General features: G+C 64.7%; 21 protein-coding genes. 2 read left to right on the forward strand and 19 right to left on the reverse strand.

All coding sequences use genetic code 11. The annotated features are described in order from the left end of the window. The first annotated feature begins 174 nt into the window (after positions 1-174). Together HH302_RS09260 and HH302_RS09265 are read left to right on the forward strand one after the other, a co-directional pair. Positions 175-2,154 carry a UvrD-helicase domain-containing protein gene (locus tag HH302_RS09260; RefSeq protein WP_172201568.1) on the forward strand — a complete coding sequence of 660 codons (1,980 nt, stop codon included), beginning with the start codon at positions 175-177 and terminating at the stop codon, positions 2,152-2,154. A 74-nt stretch (positions 2,155-2,228) separates the two neighbouring features. Then, positions 2,229-2,654 (forward strand): STY0301 family protein, encoded by a 426-nt coding sequence (locus tag HH302_RS09265; protein WP_172201570.1) that lies wholly within the window; start codon positions 2,229-2,231, stop codon positions 2,652-2,654. A gap of 22 nt (positions 2,655-2,676) precedes the next feature. Here the strand turns inward: HH302_RS09265 and HH302_RS09270 are convergent, their stop codons facing one another. From HH302_RS09270 to HH302_RS09360, 19 genes are all read right to left on the reverse strand, one after another. Next, entirely contained in the window at positions 2,677-2,952 is a 276-nt protein-coding gene (locus HH302_RS09270; protein WP_172201572.1) for a MoaD/ThiS family protein, read from the reverse strand. Continuing rightward, entirely contained in the window at positions 2,949-4,073 is a 1,125-nt protein-coding gene (locus HH302_RS09275; protein WP_172201574.1) for a glycosyl hydrolase, read from the reverse strand. The genes HH302_RS09270 and HH302_RS09275 overlap by 4 nt, the downstream gene beginning before the upstream one ends. A gap of 10 nt (positions 4,074-4,083) precedes the next feature. After that, on the reverse strand, positions 4,084-5,382 hold the full coding sequence (locus HH302_RS09280) for a hemolysin family protein (protein ID WP_172201576.1): 1,299 nt from the start codon (positions 5,380-5,382) through the stop codon (positions 4,084-4,086). Positions 5,383-5,513: 131 nt separating this feature from the next. Next, positions 5,514-6,998: a peptide MFS transporter gene (locus HH302_RS09285; protein ID WP_172201578.1), complete on the reverse strand. Its 1,485-nt coding sequence runs from the start codon at positions 6,996-6,998 to the stop codon at positions 5,514-5,516. A gap of 122 nt (positions 6,999-7,120) precedes the next feature. Next, positions 7,121-7,660: a hemerythrin domain-containing protein gene (locus HH302_RS09290; protein ID WP_172201588.1), complete on the reverse strand. Its 540-nt coding sequence runs from the start codon at positions 7,658-7,660 to the stop codon at positions 7,121-7,123. Positions 7,661-7,804: 144 nt separating this feature from the next. Continuing rightward, on the reverse strand, positions 7,805-8,965 hold the full coding sequence (locus HH302_RS09295; protein WP_172201590.1) for a sugar ABC transporter permease: 1,161 nt from the start codon (positions 8,963-8,965) through the stop codon (positions 7,805-7,807). A gap of 38 nt (positions 8,966-9,003) precedes the next feature. Continuing rightward, complete coding sequence (gene xylG, locus HH302_RS09300; protein ID WP_172201592.1) at positions 9,004-10,545, reverse strand: D-xylose ABC transporter ATP-binding protein; 1,542 nt, start codon at positions 10,543-10,545, stop codon at positions 9,004-9,006. A 114-nt stretch (positions 10,546-10,659) separates the two neighbouring features. Further along, positions 10,660-11,676 (reverse strand): D-xylose ABC transporter substrate-binding protein, encoded by a 1,017-nt coding sequence (xylF, locus tag HH302_RS09305; RefSeq protein WP_206254821.1) that lies wholly within the window; start codon positions 11,674-11,676, stop codon positions 10,660-10,662. A 256-nt stretch (positions 11,677-11,932) separates the two neighbouring features. Further along, positions 11,933-12,373, reverse strand: coding sequence for an SRPBCC domain-containing protein (locus HH302_RS09310; protein ID WP_172201594.1), 441 nt, complete (start codon positions 12,371-12,373; stop codon positions 11,933-11,935). Positions 12,374-12,478: 105 nt separating this feature from the next. Beyond that, on the reverse strand, positions 12,479-13,402 hold the full coding sequence (locus HH302_RS09315) for an MBL fold metallo-hydrolase (RefSeq protein ID WP_172201596.1): 924 nt from the start codon (positions 13,400-13,402) through the stop codon (positions 12,479-12,481). A 7-nt stretch (positions 13,403-13,409) separates the two neighbouring features. Beyond that, positions 13,410-13,625, reverse strand: a complete 216-nt coding sequence (locus tag HH302_RS09320) for a DUF1289 domain-containing protein (RefSeq protein ID WP_172201598.1) — start codon at positions 13,623-13,625, stop codon at positions 13,410-13,412. 1 nt (position 13,626) lies between these two features. After that, a complete protein-coding gene (locus HH302_RS09325) occupies positions 13,627-14,655 on the reverse strand; it encodes a hypothetical protein (RefSeq protein ID WP_172201600.1) in 1,029 nt (342 codons plus the stop codon). Between the two features lie 9 nt (positions 14,656-14,664). Then, positions 14,665-15,609, reverse strand: coding sequence for a hydroxymethylglutaryl-CoA lyase (locus tag HH302_RS09330; RefSeq protein ID WP_172201602.1), 945 nt, complete (start codon positions 15,607-15,609; stop codon positions 14,665-14,667). Between the two features lie 37 nt (positions 15,610-15,646). After that, entirely contained in the window at positions 15,647-16,189 is a 543-nt protein-coding gene (locus tag HH302_RS09335; RefSeq protein WP_172201604.1) for an NUDIX hydrolase, read from the reverse strand. Positions 16,190-16,265: 76 nt separating this feature from the next. Then, the gene (locus HH302_RS09340; RefSeq protein WP_172201606.1) at positions 16,266-17,198 is read right to left on the reverse strand and encodes a glyoxylate/hydroxypyruvate reductase A; all 933 of its coding nucleotides are present in this window, start codon (positions 17,196-17,198) and stop codon (positions 16,266-16,268) included. Further along, positions 17,195-17,494 (reverse strand): Dabb family protein, encoded by a 300-nt coding sequence (locus HH302_RS09345; protein ID WP_172201608.1) that lies wholly within the window; start codon positions 17,492-17,494, stop codon positions 17,195-17,197. Before HH302_RS09345 ends, HH302_RS09340 begins: the two co-directional genes overlap by 4 nt. Next, entirely contained in the window at positions 17,491-19,473 is a 1,983-nt protein-coding gene (locus HH302_RS09350) for an acetyl/propionyl/methylcrotonyl-CoA carboxylase subunit alpha (RefSeq protein ID WP_172201609.1), read from the reverse strand. Before HH302_RS09350 ends, HH302_RS09345 begins: the two co-directional genes overlap by 4 nt. Before the next feature lie 1,050 nt (positions 19,474-20,523). Then, positions 20,524-21,021 carry a cupin domain-containing protein gene (locus HH302_RS09355; RefSeq protein WP_172201610.1) on the reverse strand — a complete coding sequence of 166 codons (498 nt, stop codon included), beginning with the start codon at positions 21,019-21,021 and terminating at the stop codon, positions 20,524-20,526. A gap of 4 nt (positions 21,022-21,025) precedes the next feature. After that, on the reverse strand, positions 21,026-21,814 hold the full coding sequence (locus HH302_RS09360; protein ID WP_172201611.1) for an enoyl-CoA hydratase/isomerase family protein: 789 nt from the start codon (positions 21,812-21,814) through the stop codon (positions 21,026-21,028). Positions 21,815-21,825: the final 11 nt, after the last annotated feature.

Consider the following 21,825-nt stretch of genomic DNA (forward strand, 5'->3'; position numbering starts at 1 on the left):
AACGCCCGGCGCTGAGATCAAGGGGGTCGGGCACTGCCCGGCCCCTTTTTCGTGCACCAAACGCCAGCGACAGCGCCCCCTGCCACCGGAACGCCGCAGCAGACGCGTCGTCGCCCGGTTTGCCGCGCCGCCTCCGGTAGAATCACGACTCCACGCCTGCGGTTCCCGATCCCGATGCTGTCCACCCTCAACGCCCCGCAACGCGAGGCGGCGAAATATCTTGATGGTCCCTGTCTCGTGCTGGCCGGCGCCGGCTCGGGCAAGACGCGCGTCATCACCGCAAAGATCGCGCACCTCGTGAAAACCTGCGGCATGAGCGCGCAGAACATCGCCGCAATCACCTTCACGAACAAGGCCGCGAAAGAGATGCAGGAGCGCGTCGGCCACCTGCTCAGCGGCGGCGAATCGAAGGGCCTCACGGTGTGCACCTTCCATGCGCTGGGCGTGCGTATCGTGCGGCAGGAGGCCAAGCTCGCTGGTCTCAAGCCGCAGTTTTCGATCCTTGATGCCTCCGACACACACCAGATCGTTGCCGACCTCGCGACCAACGCCGACAAGGCCATGCTCAAGGCGATCCACTGGACGATCTCAGGTTGGAAGAACGCGCTGATCACGCCGCAAGAGGCCGAAAAGCTCGCCAGCGACGAGATCGAAGCCGCTGCGGCAAAACTCTACCCGGCCTACGAGAAAACCCTGCGCGCTTACCAGGCGGTGGACTTCGATGACCTGATCGCGCTGCCGGTGCGCCTGTTCGACGAGCACCCGGAGGCCCGCGAGCGCTGGCAGAACAAGCTGCGCTATCTGCTGGTCGACGAATACCAGGACACCAACCGCGCTCAGTACAAGCTGCTGCGCCAGATCGCCGGCGTGCGCGGCGCCTTCACCGCGGTCGGCGACGACGATCAGGCGATTTACGCCTGGCGCGGCGCCGATGTGGAAAACCTCAACCAGCTCGCGCGCGACTATCCGAACCTGCGCGTGATCAAGCTGGAACAGAACTACCGCTCCACCAACCGCATCCTGACCGCCGCAAACACGCTGATCGCCAACAACGAGAAGATGTTCGACAAGCGGCTATGGTCCGAGCACGGCATCGGCGACCCGATCCACATCGTTGCCACGCGCGATGCAGAAAACGAAGCCGAGGTGGTGATCAAGCGGATGCAGGCGCACAAGTTCGAATGCCGTACGCACTGGCGCGATTACGCGATCCTGTATCGCGGCAACCATCAGGCACGCCTGATCGAACAGACCCTGCGCAACTTCAAGGTGCCCTACGTCATCTCCGGCGGGCAGAGCTTCTTTGACCGCGCCGAGATCAAGGACATCACCAGCTACCTGCGCCTGCTGCTGAACCCGGACGACGATCTCGCCTTCATCCGCTCGATGACCACACCGCGCCGCGGCATCGGGCCCGCGACGCTTGAAGCGCTCGGCAACTACGCCGGCAAGCGGCATATTGGCCTCTTCTCGGCCGCGTTCGAGGAAGGCGCGGAGCAGCATGTGCCGCACCGCCAGCTCGAAGCGGTGCGCGAGTTCGGCAACTTCATCAACAAGATCGAATACCGCGCCCAGCGCGAACCTGCCAAACAGGTGCTCGACGACCTGATCCGCGCGATCGGCTACGAAGCCTGGCTGTACGAGCACTGCGAGCAGCGCGAGGCGGAAACCAAGTGGAGCAACGTCTCCGACTTTGTCGGCTGGCTTGGCCGCAAGGGCGAGGAAGACAACAAGAACCTGCTCGAACTGACGCAGACGATCGCGCTGATCTCGATGCTCGACAAGGAAGACGAGGATTTCGACGGCGTGCAGCTCGCGACGCTGCATGCGAGCAAGGGCCTTGAGTGGCCGCATGTATTCCTGATCGGCGTCGAGGAAGGCCTGCTGCCACATCAGAGCAGCATTGACGAGGACAAGGTCGAGGAAGAGCGCCGCCTGATGTACGTCGGCGTAACCCGCGCACAGCGCAGCCTGACGATCACCTACTGCGACCGTCGCAAGGCAGCGGGCGAATGGCACACGGTGGAGCCCTCGCGCTTCATTGAAGAACTGGGTGCCGACAGCGTGAAACGGCCGGACAAGAACGCAGTGGTGTCGAAGGAAGACGCAAAGGCCAAACTGGCCAACCTGCGTGCGATGCTGGGGCGGACCTGAAGATCGCTTGGCACCCTGACGAAACACGCGGCTTGCACTACGCTGAACAGACCTACCGAGCCCACGGAACCGCCATGCGCTACCTTGCACTGCTGCTTGCCGTCCTGATTTGCCCGGCCGCATTCGCACAACGTTATGTCGAGGTGAAGTGCCCGCCCGCCTTCGACACATCGCTGAAGCTCGCCGGTGGTTACGCCACCTTTGCGCCTGCTTCGGCCGAAGCAAGCGCCGCCGAAGTGCCGAGTACCCCCGCCGCGCTGGCCGGCGCCGAGGTGTATGTCGGCGACCCGACCAAGACCCCGCAGCTTCAGGAAGAACAGGGCAGCAAGGGCAGCCAGCGCGTGACGTGGTATCTGCCGGGCCCGAAGATCATCGCGTGCCGTTACGAAGGCACCGAACGGCGCATCTACAGGATGATCTACCCGCCTGCGAACGAGTGCTCGGCGCTCCGCACACCGCCCGCCGGCAAGCCGCTGATCGTCAGCTGCCGAACAAGGTAGTCACGGTGCGGCTGTCGCGTCGTTAACCGCCCGACAGCGCCGCGACAATCATCACGTCCTCGCCCTCGCCCACCGGCACCGCGATGCCGGGCACAGCCGCGCTGCCGACGAAGATGCGGATGTGCCGACGGATGCCGTCTTGCTCGTCGATCAGCCGATGCCGCACACCGGGCCAGCGGGCATCCAGCGCCGCCATCACATCCGCCAGCGTCGCAGGCGCGGCGCAGTCAACCAGCACATCGGCCAAGCCGCCGCTGTACTGATGCAGATGCGTCGGCAGGCGCACTCGCACGATCACGCAAGTCGCTCCGCTTCAAGCGCGTAGATCTCGGGCAAATGCCGCGCGATGCAGCGCCAGTTATCGCCTTCGTCCGTGCTTGCCCATACCTCGCCACCCGTGGTGCCGAAGTAGACGCCGGCGGTCGACTCGCCATCCACCGTGAGGGCCTGGCGCAGGACGGTGAACCACGCCTGCTCGCCCGGCAGGCCGCCACGGCACATCTGCCAGCTGTCGCCGCCATCGCGCGAGCGCATCACACACGGCTTGCCTTCGGGCGACACCCGCGGCCACACGCTGCCGGCATCCATCGGGATGGTCCAGATCGTATCGGGCTGGTGCGCGTGTATCACGATGCCGAAGCCGATATCGCGGCGCACGCCATCCTGCGGCAGATTTGCGCCAATATCGACCCAACCGCCATCCGCCTCGTCGCGGCGGAATAGCCCGCAATGGTTCTGCTGATAGAGCCGACTCGGGCGCGCCGGGTGCATGCGCACGCAGTGCGGGTCTTGCCCGAACACCGGATAGGGGTCGGGGTAGAACTCGGCGCGCACGCCCTGATTGATCGGCGTCCAGTCCGCCCCGCCCGCGCGTGACTCGAAGGTGCCACCGCTCGACATCGATACGAACAGGTGTGCAGGGTCTCGCGGGTCAACCAGCACGGAATGCAGCTTGCCGCCATCCGGCGTCTGGTCCTTGTCATCGCCGCACCATGCGCGTCGGTCCGGGTGCGCGTTGAAACCCTCGACACTGGCCCAGTTGAGGCCACCGTCACGCGAAACGAAGAGGCCTTGCGGACTGGTACCGGCATACCAGGTACCGGGCTCGCTCGCGTGCCCCGGGGTGAGCCAGAACACGTGCTCAACCACCCGCCCGCCTGCCGCCTTTGGGAAAGCGGGTGGTGTCACCGCCTCCTGCCAGCTGGCCCCCGCGTCGGTGGAACGGAAAACGGTCGGCCCCAGGTGGCCGGTGCGCGCAGCAACCAGCATGGTGCGGCCGTCGCGCGGGTCGAGCCGGGCATGGTGGATCACGTTGCCGAGGAAGTGCGGCCCTTCGAGGCGCCAGTCTGTGCGCGCAGCATTGCCACGCAGAATCCAGAGTCCCTTGCGGGTTGCGATCAACAGTGCGGTGGCAGCCATGGCGCGCTCCTCACTCGATCCGGGTCACCATGACCTGGTCGATCTTGAAATTGTCGATATCGACCGCCTCGAAGCGGTGGCCGGCAAACTCGAAGCCTTCAGCGCGTTTGGGGATGCGCTTCATCATGTACATCATGAAACCGGCGGCGGTGTCGTAGCCCTCTTCACCCGGTGCGTACTCGACGTCGATCAGGCCCTTCACATCGCCGATCGGCGTCATGCCATCGACCAACCATGACCCCGGGCCGCGCTGCACGATCTGCTGGTCGTACTGTGGCACGACGATGTGGTCCATCAGGCAATGCACCAGATCGTCCAGCGTCACGGTGCCGACCACCAGCGCGTACTCGTTGACCACCACGGCGAAGTCATTGCGCGCGTCCTTGAAGCGTTCGAGCATGTCGGCAAGATTCAGTGCGTCCGGCACCACCAGCGGCTTGCGCAGTTCCAGGTGACTGAGTACCGCGGGCAGGTTGTCGATGTCACCGGCGGCAAGCACCGGCATCAGATCGCGCAGTTCTAGGAAGCCGATCACGTCGTCGATGCGTTCGCGGCACACCAGGAAGTCCTCGGCGTGGCCGGTCATCAGCTTCTCGCGCAGCGTGGCCGCGTCTTCGGTGATATCGAGGAAGACAACGCTGTCGCGCGGCGTCATCGCAGCGGCGACCGGGCGTTCGCCAAAGCCAAGCACGTTGCCGATGAGCTGGTGTTCGTTGCCCTGCAGGGCGCCGGAATCCGCCCCTGCATCGACCATCGCCACGATGTCGTCGGTCGTCACGCGGTCTTCGCGTGCAGCCGGCAATCCGGTGACATGGAAGAACAGATTCGCGACGCCGTTGAAGAGCAGCACCAGCGGCGCCAGCACAATGGTCAGCACACGCATCGGCCGCACGATGCGGATAGCCCAGCGCTCAGGATCCGCCATCGCAATGCGCTTTGGAATCAGATCGGCAAACTGGATGAACAGCGCGGTGATGGTGACAAAGGACATCAGAAAGCCGAGCGAGGACGCCACCTCCTCGCTGCCACCGCCTAGCTGGATCAGGCGCGCAAACGTTGGCGACAGCGCACCCTCGCCGACGATGCCGCCGAGAATCGCAACGGTATTCAGCCCAACCTGCACGACGGTGAAGAAGTAGCCGGGCCGCTCCTGCAGCCCGATCACATCGCCGGCGCGCGGTTCACCACCGTCCAGAATCGCGTGGAGCTTGATCTTGCGCGCGCTGGCGAGCGAGATCTCGGCAATCGAAAAGAAGGCGCTCAGCGTCATCAGGCCAAGCACGATCAGGAGTTGCAGCGACATCGACATCCGGTTTCCCCGTTTTGCACCCTGCCCTGCGGACTATAGGTGATGACGCGCCGGGCTGCGAGCGCCGCCCGGAAACAACAAGGGCGGGCCACTTTCGCGACCCGCCCCGTACAGCAGCCGTGCCCGACGCCTTAGCCGCGGCCGTGCATCAACTTCTTGAGCATCGGCGTCAGCGCCAGCAGCACCAGACCCGCACCGATCGATGAGCCGACGAGGAACCAGTAGAGCGGAATATCAAAGCGCTGCAGCATGTGCTCGAGCGTGCCGGAGAGGTAGTTCGCAACCGCCGAACTGAGCAGCCAGACCCCCATCAACAGTCCGGCGAAGCGCGCAGGCGCCAGCTTTGAGACCATCGACAGCCCGACCGGCGACAGCATCAACTCACCCACCGTGTGCAGGAAATAGACGATGAACAGCCAATGCGGGCCGACCTTTCCGGTCTGCTGCGCTTGGGCCTGTGCGATCGCCAGCACAATGAAACCCAGCCCCAGCACGATCATGCCGAGCGCCTGTTTGGCGGTAACCGGCAGCGCGAACCGGGACCGATCCAGCTTGGTCCAGAAAGCCGAGAACACCGGCGCCAGCAACACGATCACAAGCGGGTTGATCGACTGGAACCACGATGCCGGGATCTCGAAGCCGAAGGCGTGGCGATCGGTCTGCTGGTCGGCAAACAGGTTCATCGTGCCGCCGGCCTGCTCGAAGCCCATCCAGAAGAAGATCACGAAGAAGCAGGTGATACAGATCGCGACGATCGCATCCCAATCCTCTCGGCTGAGCGGCTTGGCGTTCGGATCCTTGCTGCCGAAGCGGTTCGGCAACCATAGCGCGAGGCCGATCACCGCAAAACCGAGCGCAAGCTTCGCCACCAGCGGCAGCGGCGCAACCGCCGCCGAGATCAGCCCCCACAGCGCAATCGCTGCGTACACGAACGGCACACTCGCGGCGCTGATCGCGAGAATGCGCGACCAGTCGCGGCGATCCATCGCGCGCTGACCGGCACGCAGACCGGCATCGCCGAGCAAGTGTTGCCAGCGCAGCAGCGTGAACACACCAATTGCCATGCCCACACCAGCCGAGGCGAAGCCCCAGTGCCAGCCCAGCTTTTCGCCCAGCGTGCCGGCGACCAGCGGCGAAAAAAAGGCACCAAGGTTGATGCCCATGTAGAAGATCGTATAGCCACCGTCGCGGCGCGGATCGTGCTCGCGATAGAGCTGGCCGACCATCGTCGAGGTATTCGGCTTGAAGAAACCATTGCCGAGAATCAGCAAGCCGAGCGCGAGGTGGAGCAAGGGCTCGAACGCCATCGCGAAATGGCCCAGCATCATGATCAGGCCACCAATGACAGCCCCCTGCCGCAAGCCAAGGTACTTGTCCGCAAGGTAGCCGCCCAGCAGTGGCGTGAGGTAGACCAGGCCGGTATAGATGCCGTACAGCTCCAGCGCATCCTTGCGCTCATAGCCCAGCGCATTGACCAGATAGAGCACCAGCAGTGCTCGCATGCCGTAGTAGGAGAAGCGCTCCCACATCTCGGTGAAGAAGATGACCTTGAGACCGGGCGGGTGGCGCTCGAACTCGTCAGCGGCGGGGACTGCCGGATGCACGATGGCGGACATGGGTTCTTTTCTATTGTGGTTGGGGCCGGGTAGGCCGAAAAGAAGACGGCGCTCCGGTGGGAGCGCCGCGATTGTCGCATTCTGCTGCGGGGGGCGCAGCCCCCCGATTCGCATGGAACCGCTCAGTGGCCGTGACAGCCGCCGCTGCCGTCGCACGCATGAGCCGCATCGCCATCATGGCTGTGACAGTGTTCGCCGTCTTCATGATCGTGATCGTGGTTCTTGCAGGCGTGCGAGCCACCGCAGGGCGAGGCGATCGGCGCCTGATCGATGTCGGCCATCGTCAGGCCGTTCTTCAGCATGGCGGCCAGCGCAGCATCCATGCTCGCAGCGTGATGGCGGAACCATACCGGCAGCTCTTCGGCCAAGCGGCGGCCAAGCCCGAAGTCACCTTTGTCCAGCTCGCTGCGCACCGCGCGCATCACGCCCAGCACACGCTCATGCTCATTGCGATGGCAGCCCGGGAAACCGATCGCTTCGGCCCAGGCGTTTTCCTGCTCGAAGTGGGCAACACAGTGCTCGATCAGCGCGTCGAGCGTGGCTGCAAGGTCGGCATCGGTCGCCATGCACATCGCGTTGACCGCGGCGGCAAAGTCTTCGTGGGTGGCATCCATCTCGGCATGGCCGAGCACGAGTTCTGGCGTCAGTTCAAATGCGGCCATGGCGGCCTCCTGCAATGCAAAGTCGGGCAGTTTAAGCGAAGCGGCGCGCCGGCGAGGTGACCCGAGTCAACGTAAAAAGGGGGCGCATAGCGCCCCCGCAAGGCATCCGGGAGGAGACCCGGAGAGCCGACTACAAGCGAACTATTAGCGTTCGTTGGAGCCCGACATCACATCGACCCAGACCGCCAGCAGCAGGATGCTGCCCTTGACGATCATCTGCCAGAAAGTTTCCACGCCGAGCATCGACATGCCGTTGTCGAGGCTGGTCATGATCAGTGCGCCGATCATCGCGCCGGACACCGTGCCGGCACCACCGCGCATCGACGTACCGCCGATGAAGCAGGAGGCGATCGCGTCAAGCTCACCCATGTTACCGGCCGAAGGCGAACCCGAGGCCAGGCGTGCCGTGGTGGTCAGGCCGGCGAAGGCGCACATCAGACCCATGATGCCGAAGATCGACATCTTGATGAACTGCACATTCACACCAGAGAGGCGGGTCGCTTCAAGGTTGGAGCCGATCGCATAGATGCGACGACCGAACACCGTGCTGTTGGCCATGAAGCTGAACACACCGGCCACCACCAGCAGAACCAGCACCGGCACCGGCACACCCTGGTAGGACTCCAGCGTATGAACGAAGCCGAAGATCAGCGCGCCGGTCACACCGAGCTTGATCGCGTCCTGCCACATCGGCGCGACAGTCAGGTTGTATTTGGCGCGGTTGGTACGGGTACGCAGGCTGATGAAGACCAGCACCGCGAACAACACGAGCGCGAGGATGTAGCCGATGTTGGCCGGCAGGTAGGCCTGACCGATCGCGATGAGCCCTTCGGATTCGACCGGCACCGTGGAACCCTGTGTCAGGCCGACCAGGATGCCGCGGAAGGCCAGCATGCCCGCGAGACCGACGATGAAGGACGGCACACGCAGGTAAGACACCCAGTAGCCGTTCATCAGACCGACCAGGACACCGGCAAAACACACGATCGCAATCGTGCCCGCAACCGGCACCTTGTAGGTCGCATCCAGCACGGCCGCGAGACCGCCGAGCAAACCGAGCAGCGAGCCAACCGACAGATCGATTTCACCCGCGATGATCACGAACACCATGCCGGAAGCCAGCATGCCGGTGATCGCCATCTGCCGCAGCAGGTTGGAGAAGTTGCGTGACGTGAGGAAGGACGAGCCGTCCGCAGTCATCGTCATGTAGCCAAAGAAGGACCAGATCACGACGATCGCGATCCCCAGCGCCAGGACTTTGTACTTCCCGAATAGTGTTTTGATGTTCTTGGCAACGGAACTCATTTGGTGTGCCTCTGTAGTTTTTTTAGTGGTCTTGCGAATCAGGCTGCAAGCGATTGTTCGGATTGGCCCAAGGCGGCAGTCAGCACCTGTTCCTGCGTCAGGCCCTGATTGACGAAGTCGCCGCGCAGCTTGCCTTCGCCCATCACCAGCACGCGGTCACTGATGCCCAGCACTTCCGGCAGCTCGGAGCTGATCATGATGATCGAGAGCCCCTGCTTGACCAGCTCGAACATGAGCTTGTAGATCTCGTACTTCGCACCGACGTCGACGCCGCGCGTCGGCTCATCGAGGATCAGCACCTTCGGGTTGGGCAGCAGCATCTTCGAGACCACCGCCTTTTGCTGGTTACCGCCCGAGAGGCCGCGGATCTGCAGCAGCGGCGTCGCTGTCTTGATGCGCATCCGCGCAATCGACTGCTGAATCGTGTGCATCTCGGCCTCGGCGTCGATACGACCCATGTGGGCGTAGCTCGGCAACGTCGAAATCGTGATGTTGTGGCCCACGCCCATCAGCGGCACGATGCCATGGCGCTTGCGGTCTTCCGGCACCATGCAGATGCCCTGCTCGACAGCGTCCTTCGGCGAATTCACATGCAGCGGCTTGCCTTCGAGCGTCATCTCGAGCGAGTGATGGCCCGCGTAGTAGCCGAAGATCGCCATCGCGAGCTCGGTACGCCCGGCGCCCACCAGCCCTGCAACGCCCAGGATCTCGCCCTTGCGCAGCTGGAAGGAAACGTTATCCACCCGCTTGCGCTTCGGATTGTTCACGTCGTAGCAGGTGACGTTCTTCGCTTCGAAGATCACCTCACCGATCGGGTGTTCTTCGCGCGGGAAGAGGTTCTTGATTTCGCGGCCGACCATCATCGTGATGATCTCGTTGGTGTCCATTTCGGACATCGGCCGGGTGCCGACGTGGGTGCCGTCGCGGATCACGGAAATCGTGTCGCAGACCTCGGCAATCTCGTCGAGCTTGTGGCTGATCATCACGCAGGCCACGCCCTTCTTCTTCAGATCCTTGATGATGTCGAGCAGGATCTGCGTTTCGGACTTGGTCAGCGATGAGGTCGGCTCATCGAGAATCAGCAGCTTGGCCTTCTTGTTGAGGGCCTTGGCGATCTCGATCAGTTGCTGGTGACCACCGCCGTAGTGCATCACCGGCAGCGCCACGTTGATGTCAGGCATCTTCAGTTCGTGCATCAGCTCTTCGGCGCGCTGATACATCGCCGAATAGTTCATGCGGCCACCGGGCAGCGTGATCTCGTTGCCCATGAAGATGTTCTCGGCGACCGAGAGCTGCGGTACGAGCATCAATTCCTGGTGGATGATGACGATACCGGCTTCTTCGGTTTCGCGGATGGTACGGGCCTTGAGCTCCTGGCCTTCCCAGAAGATCTGACCTTCCCAAGTGCCGTGCGGGTAGACCGCGGAGAGCACCTTCATCAGCGTAGACTTGCCTGCGCCGTTTTCGCCACACAGGCCAACGCATTCGCCAGCGCGCACTTTAAGGTCGATTCCGTCGAGCGCCTTGACGCCGCTGAATTCCTTGACGATGCCTCGCATGTCCAGGAGGTATTCGGACATGGCTTTTCCTTCTAGTGAGTAAAGAAGGCAGGCGCGCCGGGAAGGGGAGGTGGCGCGCCCACCGGGGCCGGCGTCGCTTCCGCACCGGAGCGGAAGCGGGCCGGTGCTGCTGACTTACAGGCCGAGCTGCTTGGCGGTGTAGAAGTTGTCCTTCACCAGCGTGTCGATGTTGGCCTTGGTGATGATCGTCGGCGTCAGGAGCAGCGAGTCGATCTTCTTGGCCGAACCATTGTCGAGCGCGTTGTTGAAGGCCGGCTTCTCACCCTTGGCGAGCTGCACCGACAGCTTGGCGGCTTCCGAAGCGATCAGCTTCAGCGGCTTGTAGACCGTACCGGTCTGCGTACCAGCGATCACGCGCTTGCAAGCAGCCAGGTCGGCGTCCTGACCGGACACGGCAACCTTGCCAGCCAGGTTCTGGGCAGCCAGCGCCTGGATTGCGCCACCGGCGGTACCGTCGTTCGAGGCGACGATCGCGTCGATCTTGTTCTTGTTCGCGGTCAGCGCGTTTTCGATGATCGACAGCGCTTCAGACGGGTTCCACTCCTTCACCCACTGCTGGCCGACGATCTTGATGTCGCCCTTGTCGACGTACGGCTTGAGGACCTTCATCTGGCCTTCGCGCAGCAGCTTGGCGTTGTTGTCGGTCGGCGAGCCGCCGAGCATGAAGTACGAGCCCTTCGGCTGAGCCTTCACGACCATTTCGGCTTGCAGTTGGCCAACGCGCTCGTTGTCGAACGAGATGTAGGCATCGACATCGGCGTTCAGGATCAGGCGGTCATACGACACGACCTTGATGCCGGCCTTCTTGGCTTCCTTGATGACGTTCGTCAGCACCTTCGAGTTGAAGGGAACGATCACGATCACGTCGACTTTTTGCGCGATCAGGTTTTCGATCTGCGAGATCTGGCGCTGCTCGTTCGCATCAGCCGACTGAACGCTGACGGTCGCACCCATGGTCTTTGCCGCTTCGACGAAGTAGTCGCGGTCACGCGCCCAACGTTCGACGCGCAGGTCGTCGATGGAGAAACCGATCTTCGGGTTTGCCTTGTCAGCAAAGGCCGGAGCGGCCATCAGGGCGGTACCAACAGCAAAAGCGGTCAACAGGGCACGACGCATCGGGCTGGTTTTCATTGAAGTCTCCTTTGTAGTGGCGCTTGCGGGCTTTTGCCCGCCATCTCTTCTGGCCCGTCCGCGACGCGGGCGGGGGTGAAGGCTCGGGATGCTGCCGGGACAACCGAACTAGGGTTATCCCTGATTGGGGTGAACCCTAATCCAGAATGTGAGCGTTGCCAATGGGGTCATCAAAATATTTTTTGATCTAACCCCAGGCCGAGCAATCAACGTCAAGCAGAAGGCCAGAGATATCCGGCCAAAGGAGGGAAAACGGTCAGCGGCGGCGTTCGGCGCGCGACTTGAGGGCGGCGTTCATGGCCTCGAATCCGGGCCGGGCTTCGCGCTCAAGGCGCGCTCGGAAGAATGGAACCAGCACTCCGGTGAAGCATTCGCTGTGCACAAGGCGGGTGGTGCCATCGGAACGGGGCACCAGCTTGAAACGGTGTTCGCCGTTGAGCAGCCCGCTCATCAGCAGGCGGCCTTGCCAACGCAGTTCGCGCGGCGCTTCGGAGGTCAGCACACGCGGCCAGAAGTTGCGCCGTTGCGCTTTCGGACCACAGAAGACGCTGATATTGAGCGAGCGTCCGGCGATCGGCTCGCCACGCACTTCGCGGATGAAGGGGTTCCACTCCGGGTAGGCGGCAAAGTCGGTCAGGATCGTCCAGACCTGGTTCGGCGGGGCCTGGATATCAACCGTAGTACGCAGCTCATGCATCGGGGCAACCCTCGGGTCGGCTCGTGGCGGACCCAGTCATTTTGAATTTTCCGGCAGTCTAGCAGCGGCCCCGAACGCCGGGCAGCACCAATTCGGGCAAAGTGCTCAACCCAATGCGGTTGGCACCAGAAAACCGCCGCTGCGGCGTGCCACCCCCGCGTGCACCAGCGCATCGGCCAGCCACGCCGCGAGCGCATCGGGCGCTTGTTGCAGGTAGCGCTGATTCGCTTCGCGGTAGAGGGGCACACTCGCAAGGTAGGCGGGCAGCGTATCGAGCGCCAGCTGGCCACGTTCAAGCAGGGTGAAGCTCAGGCAGCCGCGCAGCGCGTTGCGCGCAATCCGGCTGCCGTCCTGCTCGAAAGCCTGCAGCCGAGCAAAGGCCGACTCGAAAGCCTGGTCGACCTCGACGAACGGGGCGCCATGACCCGGGATCACGCAATCGATCGGCAGGCGGGCGAGTCGTTCGAGCGTCTCGCGCGCCGCGTCGAGACCGCCACCTGCACCGATCACATCCGCGAACAGGATGCCAAAGCCGTGGCGCCACAGCGCGTCACCCGAGATCAGCAGCCGGTGATCGGCGGCGTAGAACACCAGCGCGTCCATGTCGTGCCCTGGCGCGGCCAACGCCTCCCAGCGCATGCCGCCGGCGACAAAGAGGTCACCCGGCTGGATCACCGCATGCGCGGTGAAGCGCTCGCCGCGCTGATCCGCAGCGGAGAGCAACAGCGCGGCCTCGTCCCAGGTCGCGACGGCGCCCGCGATGCCCGCCGGCACCGCTACTGCGCAGCCGAACGCGTGAGTCAGCGCCGCATTGCCCCCGACGTGGTCGGAGTGGGAGTGGGTGTTGATGAGCCGCGTCAGGCGTCGCCCGTCGAGCGCTTCTCGCACCAGGCGCACCGTTTCCAAGGCATCGGTGACATAGCCAGAATCCACCGCGCAGGCATCCGGGCCGTCCAACAGCAAGACCGTATTGGCCGACAGCCAGCCGCGCTCCAGCACGCGGATCGACGGCGGTAGCGGCGCCCCCATCCGCGGTTTAGCGGTCGCAGTCTGAACGCAGGTCGACGTCGAACCAGTCGGCACACGCGCGGCGTTCGGCAACCCTGCGCAGGATCAGGTGTTTGTCGGCGTCACTCGCCTGCGACCAGCCGGCAATCTCGTCCAGCGTGCGCTGACAGCCCTCACAGCACCCGCTGCGCGGGTCGATCCGGCACACCCCGGTACAGGGCGAAGCGGGTGGCAGGCGCGACATGTCAGGCAAACACCCAGGGCATTGCGTGACTCAACACGATATCGACGAGTCGGCGATCGCGTTCCGAACGGGTCGACGCCATCTCCAGCAGCCGCTCGTAGGCGCGCGCCTGCAAAGCCAGATCGCCGGCCTCGATCGCCATCTCGATCAGCAACTCGTGTGCCTTGCGCAGCCAGTCCTCGCGCATCGCGTCCGGCGTCGCGACAACCCGCGTCAGCAGCTCGAGTGCCGTCGCGTTCTGCCCGCGCAGCCTTGCCACGCGGGCGCGGTGGAACAGTTCCGCAACTTCCGAATATTCGGTGCGGTGGCTTTCAAACGGGTCGGTCGCACGACGGATCATGAACTCGGCTTCATCCGCATCGCCCCGTGCGAGCAGCACGTCGATCAGCGTGTCCGACACGCGAGCCTTGATGTAGCGCGGCAGTCGCGCATCGCCCAGGTAAGGGCGCAACACGTCGTAGGCTTCGTCGATGCGCCCCAGTTCGATCAGGCTGCAGCCCAAGTTGTTCGCCGCGCCGACCTCGCGTTGCAGATCGCCGCAGGCACGCCAGCCATCGACCACTTGGCGGCCGGTGAGCACCGCGGCCGCATGGCTGCCGGATATCGCAAGCAGGAACTGAAGGTCGGCACGTGCAGCGAGGACCTCGTTTTCGCTGCCATTCGCCTCGTAGAACGCCAAGGCGCCACGCAGCGCCCGCTCAGCCGGCCCTGACGCACCAAGCAGTGCAAGCACCAGACCGATGGATTGGCGCGCGGCGGCACGCAAGGCCTCGTCGCCAACCTGATCGGCAAGGCTGCAGGCACGTGCCGCGCACTCGAGCGCCGGTTCGCCTTCGTTCAGGATCGCCGCGTAGCGGGCCTCCAGCACGAGCAGACGCGCTTCGGGCAGCGTGAGATCCGCCTCGCGGCAGCGCAGCGCGCCCTCGGCGCACAGATTGCGGGCACCACCGACATCGCCCTCCTGATAGCGGGCGATCGCGGCTTCGCGAAAACGTGCGGCGGCCTCTGGCGTGAAGTCCTCGTTATCCATGCTTGCAGCCTAGCACTGCCCCTGCGCCGTGTTTGCAAGACCTTGTCGCCGCGCCATCATTGCGCGCGCTACGCGGCTCGCCGGCGCACGACCAAGCGCATCGGAAATGAAGGCCGCGGCATCAACCAGCGCGTCCAGCGACACGCCGGTCTGAATGGCGAGGCCGTCGAGCATGTAGACGAGATCCTCGGTCGCGGCGTTCCCGGTCGCGCCAGGCGAGTACGGGCAACCGCCGAGTCCGGCGACCGAGCTGTCGAAGGTGGCAACGCCGAAGTCCAGTGCCGTCAGCACATTCGGCAGCGCCTGGCCCCAGGTATCGTGAAAATGCCCTGCCAGCCGCTCGGCAGGCAGGCGAGCACAGAGCTGTTCAAACAACCGGGCGGTGGAGCCCGGCGTGCCGCGCCCGATCGTGTCGCCCAGGCTCACTTCGTAGCAACCGATGGCGAGCAGGCGTTCGCTCACCGTCAGCACCGCCGCAGGGGCGATCTCGCCCTCGAACGGGCACCCCAGCACGCAAGACACGTAGCCCCGGACAGCCACCCCCGCATCGCGCGCGGCGGCCATGATCGGTGCAAACCGCTCGAAACTCTCATCCACCGAACAGTTCGTGTTCTTGCAGCAGAAGGTCTCGGATGCCGCGGTGAAGATCGCCACCTCTTTCGCCCCCGCAGCCACGGCAGCCTCAAACCCCTTGAGATTCGGTGCGAGCACCGGGTAGCGGATACCGGCCCGCTGCGGCAGACCGGCCATCACCTCGGCCGAATCGGCCATCTGCGGCACCCACTTGGGTGACACAAAGGCGGTCGCCTCGATCACCGACAAGCCCGCGTCCGCGAGCTTCGTGATCAGCGCGAGCTTGGTCGCGGTGGGCACCGCCTGCTTCTCGTTCTGTAGCCCGTCGCGCGGGCCGACTTCGACGATCCGCACGCTATCGGGAAAAACACGTGACGCCATCATTCTCTCCAGCTGATTCAGAAGCGCGCGATCGAAATCAAACTAATCCCTTCATCTTCAGCAAGCCCCACACCGCAACCGTGGTTGCATCCTTGATCTCGCCGCGGCAGATCATCGCCTCGACCTCAGCCTGCGCGAACGCCTTCGCAACGAGGCCCTCCTCTTCGGCATCACGCTGTTCGCCAGCGAAACCCAGCCCGGTCGCATGGAACACGTGGTAGCCCTGGTTGCAGAAACCGTAGGCAAGGAACAGATGGCCAACCGGGCGGATCGAGCTCGCGACGAGGCCGGTTTCTTCACGCAACTCGCCCGCGGCGAGCGCCTCCGGATCCGCGCCCGGCGTGTCTTCCCACGAGCCTTGCGGCAGCTCCCAGTAGCGCCCGGCAACCGGGTAACGGTATTGCTCGACGAGATAGACCATGCCGTCCTGGATCGGTGCGATAACGACGAAGTCCGGCTTCTCCACCACGCCGTAGATGCCGCGATGTCCGCTCGGCCGCCGCACCTGATCCTCACGCACGCACAGCCATCGGTTCTGATAGACAACCCGGGAACTCAGGCATTCGATTTCTTCGCTCATCTCGCTCGATCCGGCAGTTTTACTCGCGCCATTCTCACAGGATGAGGCGGAAAAGCTGTTTCACGACGTGTCGAAATCAGTAGCCGCGCGCGCGCTCGACGAGCCCGCTCACCGAGAGACCAGCCTCAAGCCGCGCAATCTTGTCGGCCACCTGACGCGCGGTCAGCGGGATCTGCGTGCGGGCGGCGATATGCGGCGTGGCAGTCACGCGTGGATGGGTCAGATAGGGGTGGCCCGCCGGCAAGGGTTCTTCCCGGAATACGTCGAGCACCGCCGCGCCGAGCTGCCCACTGTCGAGTGCGGCAAGCAGGTCGGCGTCAACAATCAGGCTGCCGCGCCCGGCGTTGAGCACCAACGCCCCCTTCGCCAGCCGCGCGAACCGCGCGGCGTTGAGCAGGTTTGCGGTGTCGGGGGTGTGCGGCAGCACGCAGACCACGGCATCGAGCCCGTCGAGAAAACGATCCAGCGCCGCCGTGCCGGCGTGGCATTCGACCCCCGCGATCTCGCGCGGGCTGCGGCTCCAGCCGCGCAGCACGAAACCCAGCGGGGCCAGCGCGGCAAGCGTGGCCTGCCCCATCATGCCAAGGCCCATCACGCCAACCGGTGCCCCGGTGGCCGGCGGGCTGCGCCAGCCGCCCCAGTCTTCGCCGCGCCGCGCAGCCGCGGCGCTCTCGTCGAAGCGCCGCAAATGGCGCAGCACACCCCACACCGCATAGCCTGCCATCTGTGCGGCCATGCCCGCATCTTCAAGGCGTATCAGCGGCAGATCGGCAGGCAGGGATGGGTCGCTCAGCAAATGCTCAACGCCGGCGCCCATCGAGAACACTGCACGCAACCCTGGCTGCGCGGCGTACAGCGCGGGTTGGGCGCCCCATGCCAGCGCGTAGCGGCATGCCGGCGCATCGGCCACCTCATGGACCCTGATCGGCGCATCGCAGGCGTCGAATCCGGCCTGCCATTCCGCCGCGCTGTAGCCCCCCGCGGCGACCAGGTCGATATGCGTCTTCATGTGCGATTCCAGTCGAACACCAGCGCCTCGTGCAGCAACGGCTGGATGAACGCCACAAAGGCTTTGTGCGCCGGATGCTCAAGGTAGGCGTCGCGCGCTGCAGCGGTCTCGAACGCAAGCAGGAAGGCGTGCGTGTAGCCGTGAGCGAGCCCCTCGGGGCTGACGTTGGTGCCGTCCTCGAAAGCCTTCACGGTATCGATCGCCCACTGCAAGGCACGGAACGCGGCCACCGCCTCGTCCACTTGCGTTGCGGGCAGATCGGGCCGGAAGCGGAACAACACCAGATGCCGGATCATGCCGCGACCTCCTCGAAATCAAGCAGGGCAGCACCGTCGCTGACCTGGTCACCAACCGCAAATCGGAAGGCCTTTACGATGCCCGCGCCGGGTGCGGTGATCGTATGCTCCATCTTCATCGCTTCCAACACCAGCAGCGGCGCGCCGCGTTCGACACGCGCGCCGGCCTCGGCCAGCAGCGCAACCACCTTGCCCGGCATCGGCGCTGCGAGCCCGCCGCCCGCCTCGCGGCCCTGTGCGCTGCGTACCAGCGGGTCGACCGCCGCGACCACCCAGCAACGGCCGTGCAGGAAGACATGTCGGCGTTCGCGCGCGACGACCACCGTCGCGTTCAACCGGCTGCCATCGAACACCGCACGCAGTTCGTCGCGCGGCCCAAGTTCGCCACAGGCATGCACGCTGCGGCCCTCGCACTCCAGCCGGAATCCGCCCGCCTCGTAGGCAATCATCACCTTCACTTCACGCTCGTTATGGCGATAAACGAGCACGCGTCGCGCGGCACCGGTGATGCGCCAACCGTCACGCGCAGCCCACGGTGACGCATCGACCACCGCATCCTGACGTTCCCGCAGCAGACGCGCCAGCGCTGCCAGCAGAAAGACTTCGCCCGGCGCATCGGCCTCGGCGGGGAACAGGTAGTCGTGCTCGCGTTCGATCAAACCGGTATCGAGATCCGCCGATGTAAACGCCGGGCACGCGACCAAGCGCGAGAGGAACTCGACGTTATTGCCTACGCCGACGATGCGGTAGCCGCCCAGGGCCTGCAACATGCGCGCGATGGCGCGCTCGCGGCTGTCGTCCCACACGATCAGCTTTGCGATCATCGGGTCATAGTGGGGCGTGATCGCATCACCTTCCTCGATGCCGGAATCGATGCGCACGTGCACGCCTTCGGTCGGCGTATCGAGATGGCTCAGCGTGCCGGTTGCGGGCAGGAAGCCGCGCGTGGGGTCTTCGGCATAGATGCGGGCCTCGATCGCATGCCCGCGCAACGCGATCTGCTCCTGCACCAGCGGCAGGGCCTCGTCCGCCGCGACACGCAGTTGCCACTCGACGAGGTCGAGGCCGGTGATCATCTCGGTCACCGGGTGCTCGACCTGCAACCGGGTGTTCATCTCCATGAAGTAGAAGCGCCCATCCGGCTCGCAGATGAATTCCACGGTGCCCGCGCCGACATAGCCGATCGCGCGCGCCGCCTCGCACGCCGCCGCGCCCATGGCCGCGCGCCGCTCTGGCGTCATGCCGGGCGCCGGCGCCTCTTCAAGCACCTTCTGGTGGCGACGCTGCACGGAACAGTCGCGCTCGAACAGATGCACGACATTGCCACGGCGATCTGCGAATACCTGGATTTCAATATGCCGGGGCCGCTGCAGATAACGTTCGACCAGCACCTTGTCGTCGCCAAAGGCGGCCAGGGCCTCCCGCTTGCAGGACCCCAGCGCCGCCATGAACTCGTCCGCATGATTGACGATGCGGATACCTTTGCCGCCGCCGCCGGCGCTTGCCTTGATCAGAACCGGGAAGCCGATCGTCGCCGCTTTTGCAGCGAGCAGGTTCGCGTCCTGGTCATCGCCGTGATACCCCGGCACCAGTGGCACACCGGCTTTCTCCATCAACGACTTCGCGGCGGACTTCGAGCCCATCGCGCGGATCGCCGACGCCGGAGGCCCGATGAACACCAGCCCCGCCGCCTCGCACGCCTCGGCGAAATCTTCGTTCTCGGAGAGGAAACCGTAGCCGGGGTGGATCGCCTGCGCACCACTGCGTTTGGCCGCATTCAGGATCGCGGTGATGGACAGGTAGGACTCGCGCGCCGCAGCCGGGCCGATGTGCACCGCCTCATCGGCCAGGCGCACATGCCGCGCCCCCGCATCGGCATCCGAATACACCGCCACGCTGCGGATACCAAGGCGGCGCGCGGTGCGGATCACACGGCACGCAATTTCGCCGCGATTGGCGATCAGGATCTTGTCGAACATTCATCTCCCCCGATGATGTTTGCATCGCGCCGCTGGGGCGGCGTTCTGTTGTGGATTGCGTTGCACTGGCAGATCCCCCGATCTGCCGTGCGACGGTGGTTCTGGTGGCTCGTCATGCAGGACCGAGTGAGGCAAACATGGGCGCCATCGATGGCGCACCAGGGTTCGGTCGGCAGAGGGTCGCCAAGCCCAACCCTCACATTGAGAGTCGACTTCGGCTCGCGATGGCCGTTGTTGGTTTGCAAGCGTGCATTGGCCGGGGTCCCGCCCCCGGCGGGCGTGTTACTTCTTTTGCTTCGCCAAAAGAAGTAACCAAGAAAAGGCGACCCGAAATAGTGCAGTGTTTGCACACACTGCCCGCTCCAGCGGCACGGAGCAGTGCTCCGCGAAACCCCGCTTACGCCGTTCGCGGTCAGGTGCGGCGCACCTGACTTCCCTGCGTTGCTCGCACGACCGGGGGCCTGCGGAACTCGCCCTCGCTGCGCTCGGCGCACAAACGATCCTCGGCCTTCTTCCCGGTCGCGCTCCGCTACTCGGCGCTCTAGACGGGACCCTAAAGTCCAAACAATCGATAGCGCAACGCCAATGCCCTGTTCGTAGCCGCAACGGCGCGGAGCGGATTTCAGGTTGGGCGAATCCAAACAATCGACCGCACTTCGCGGCTTCCGGCCTTCGACCCGCACCCGAGCTACGAGAACAAGGATACGGTCAATCGTTGACGCCTTACGATCCCCCTCTGAAACGCCGAGCAGCGCAGAAGCGTCGGGTTCCGACGCGCAGCGGCGGTGGCGAGGACTGTCTGAGGCCCGCAGGGCCGAGTTCCGCAGCCACCCGATGCTTCGAGCAGCGCAGGGCACCGCGTGCGAAGCGCGCGGCGTTGAAGCGAGTCGACTTTCTTTGGGTACTTTCTTTGTTCGCACAAAGAAAGTACCCCGCCCGCCGGGGCGGGACCCGGCTTGAGCGGGACAGCCGCCACAAAGCGGCAGCGCTGATCGTAAGCCGACCACACCGAAAGGTCGGGCCAGCCGGCCCAAGCCCGCCCTCACTCCCTTACTCCCCGTCCCAATAATCCACCGCATCCCCTCGCCGCCCGACATGGCGAAAGCTCGCCTGGCCATCGGCGCCGGGCGCCTTGCCCGCCATCACCAGGAATTTGTCCGAATCGGGGTACTCGCAAACATCCGGCTCGCGCATCGAGCTGATCACCAGTACACGCATGGGCACGCTGCCGGTGTTGATGAGGTGGTGCGCCGTCTCACGGCCCCCTGCTGGCGCCCCCATCACGTCACCAGCGCTTACCGGATGGCGCTGCTCGCCAAAGCGGTAAGTGCCCTCGCCCTCAAGCACGACATAGAACTCATCGTTGGCGTGGTGGTTGTGGAAGGGGCAGATCGCCTTGCCGGGCGGAATCACGTCATAACCCACACCGAGATGGCGCAGGCCGAGCAAAGGGCCGAGGGCCGCATAGGCGTCGGCGAAACGTTCGCCGTGGCTGAAGGTTTCGAGCGGCAGATCAGCCAAACGCAGCACGGGTTTCGCGTCGCTCATCGGCCTACTCCACGGGCACCCAGTTGGGTTTGCGCTTTTCCAGAAACGCGGTGATGCCTTCGCGGCCTTCGCGGCTGGCGCGGATCTCGGCCAGGCGTCGTGCAGTCGCATCGGTCAGTTCGCGCGAGAGCGGCTCACCTTCCACGTCGCGGATCAGGTCTTTCACGGCGGCCTGCGCGGCCGGGCCACCGAGCAGCAGCAGCGCGATGACGCGGTCCACCTCGGCGTCGAGCTGATCGGCGGCCACCACCTCATGCAGCAAGCCGTACCCCTTCGCGCGGTGGGCGTCGAAGCGCTCGCCGGTGAGTACCAGTCGGCGCGCCTGGCGCGCGCCGATCGCCGCAAGCACGTAGGGGCTGATCGTCGCCGCAGCGATGCCGAGCCGGACCTCAGTCAGTGCGAACTGCGCGCCTTCGACACCGACGGCGATGTCACACACGCTGATCATGCCGACACCGCCGCCGTAAGCCGAGCCCTGCACCCGCGCCACCACCGGCTTGGGACAGGTCGCAATCGCATACAGCAAAGCCGCGAGCTGGCGCGCATCGTTGAAGTTGGCCTGCCCGTCAAGATGCGACGCGCGCTTCATCCATTCGAGGTCCGCTCCGGCGCAGAACGAGGGGCCATCCGAGCACAGCACGATGACCCGCACCGCCGGATTGCCCGCGAGCAGATCGAAGGCGCGGTGGGTGTCATGGATCAGTTGCTCGTCGAGCGCATTGTGGCGCTCTGGTCGATTGAGTTTGAGGCGGCCGACACCGCCGGCCACCGACATCTGTACGACTTCGCTCATGTTGCTCTCCC

The sequence above is a fragment of the Niveibacterium sp. COAC-50 genome (genome assembly GCF_013184235.1).
Taxonomy (GTDB): domain Bacteria; phylum Pseudomonadota; class Gammaproteobacteria; order Burkholderiales; family Rhodocyclaceae; genus Niveibacterium; species Niveibacterium microcysteis.

What these genes read in the sequence shown, in the direction of transcription:
- HH302_RS09260 (WP_172201568.1), top strand. Translation starts at nt 175, where the DNA reads ATGCTGTCCACCCTCAACGCCCCGCAACGCGAGGCGGCGAAATATCTT.
- HH302_RS09265 (WP_172201570.1), top strand. Translation starts at nt 2,229, where the DNA reads ATGCGCTACCTTGCACTGCTGCTTGCCGTCCTGATTTGCCCGGCCGCA.
- HH302_RS09275 (WP_172201574.1), bottom strand. Translation starts at nt 4,073, where the DNA reads ATGGCTGCCACCGCACTGTTGATCGCAACCCGCAAGGGACTCTGGATT.
- HH302_RS09280 (WP_172201576.1), bottom strand. Translation starts at nt 5,382, where the DNA reads ATGTCGATGTCGCTGCAACTCCTGATCGTGCTTGGCCTGATGACGCTG.
- HH302_RS09285 (WP_172201578.1), bottom strand. Translation starts at nt 6,998, where the DNA reads ATGTCCGCCATCGTGCATCCGGCAGTCCCCGCCGCTGACGAGTTCGAG.
- HH302_RS09290 (WP_172201588.1), bottom strand. Translation starts at nt 7,660, where the DNA reads ATGGCCGCATTTGAACTGACGCCAGAACTCGTGCTCGGCCATGCCGAG.
- HH302_RS09295 (WP_172201590.1), bottom strand. Translation starts at nt 8,965, where the DNA reads ATGAGTTCCGTTGCCAAGAACATCAAAACACTATTCGGGAAGTACAAA.
- xylG (WP_172201592.1), bottom strand. Translation starts at nt 10,545, where the DNA reads ATGTCCGAATACCTCCTGGACATGCGAGGCATCGTCAAGGAATTCAGC.
- xylF (WP_206254821.1), bottom strand. Translation starts at nt 11,676, where the DNA reads ATGAAAACCAGCCCGATGCGTCGTGCCCTGTTGACCGCTTTTGCTGTT.
- HH302_RS09310 (WP_172201594.1), bottom strand. Translation starts at nt 12,373, where the DNA reads ATGCATGAGCTGCGTACTACGGTTGATATCCAGGCCCCGCCGAACCAG.
- HH302_RS09315 (WP_172201596.1), bottom strand. Translation starts at nt 13,402, where the DNA reads ATGGGGGCGCCGCTACCGCCGTCGATCCGCGTGCTGGAGCGCGGCTGG.
- HH302_RS09320 (WP_172201598.1), bottom strand. Translation starts at nt 13,625, where the DNA reads ATGTCGCGCCTGCCACCCGCTTCGCCCTGTACCGGGGTGTGCCGGATC.
- HH302_RS09325 (WP_172201600.1), bottom strand. Translation starts at nt 14,655, where the DNA reads ATGGATAACGAGGACTTCACGCCAGAGGCCGCCGCACGTTTTCGCGAA.
- HH302_RS09330 (WP_172201602.1), bottom strand. Translation starts at nt 15,609, where the DNA reads ATGGCGTCACGTGTTTTTCCCGATAGCGTGCGGATCGTCGAAGTCGGC.
- HH302_RS09335 (WP_172201604.1), bottom strand. Translation starts at nt 16,189, where the DNA reads ATGAGCGAAGAAATCGAATGCCTGAGTTCCCGGGTTGTCTATCAGAAC.
- HH302_RS09340 (WP_172201606.1), bottom strand. Translation starts at nt 17,198, where the DNA reads ATGAAGACGCATATCGACCTGGTCGCCGCGGGGGGCTACAGCGCGGCG.
- HH302_RS09345 (WP_172201608.1), bottom strand. Translation starts at nt 17,494, where the DNA reads ATGATCCGGCATCTGGTGTTGTTCCGCTTCCGGCCCGATCTGCCCGCA.
- HH302_RS09350 (WP_172201609.1), bottom strand. Translation starts at nt 19,473, where the DNA reads ATGTTCGACAAGATCCTGATCGCCAATCGCGGCGAAATTGCGTGCCGT.
- HH302_RS09355 (WP_172201610.1), bottom strand. Translation starts at nt 21,021, where the DNA reads ATGAGCGACGCGAAACCCGTGCTGCGTTTGGCTGATCTGCCGCTCGAA.
- HH302_RS09360 (WP_172201611.1), bottom strand. Translation starts at nt 21,814, where the DNA reads ATGAGCGAAGTCGTACAGATGTCGGTGGCCGGCGGTGTCGGCCGCCTC.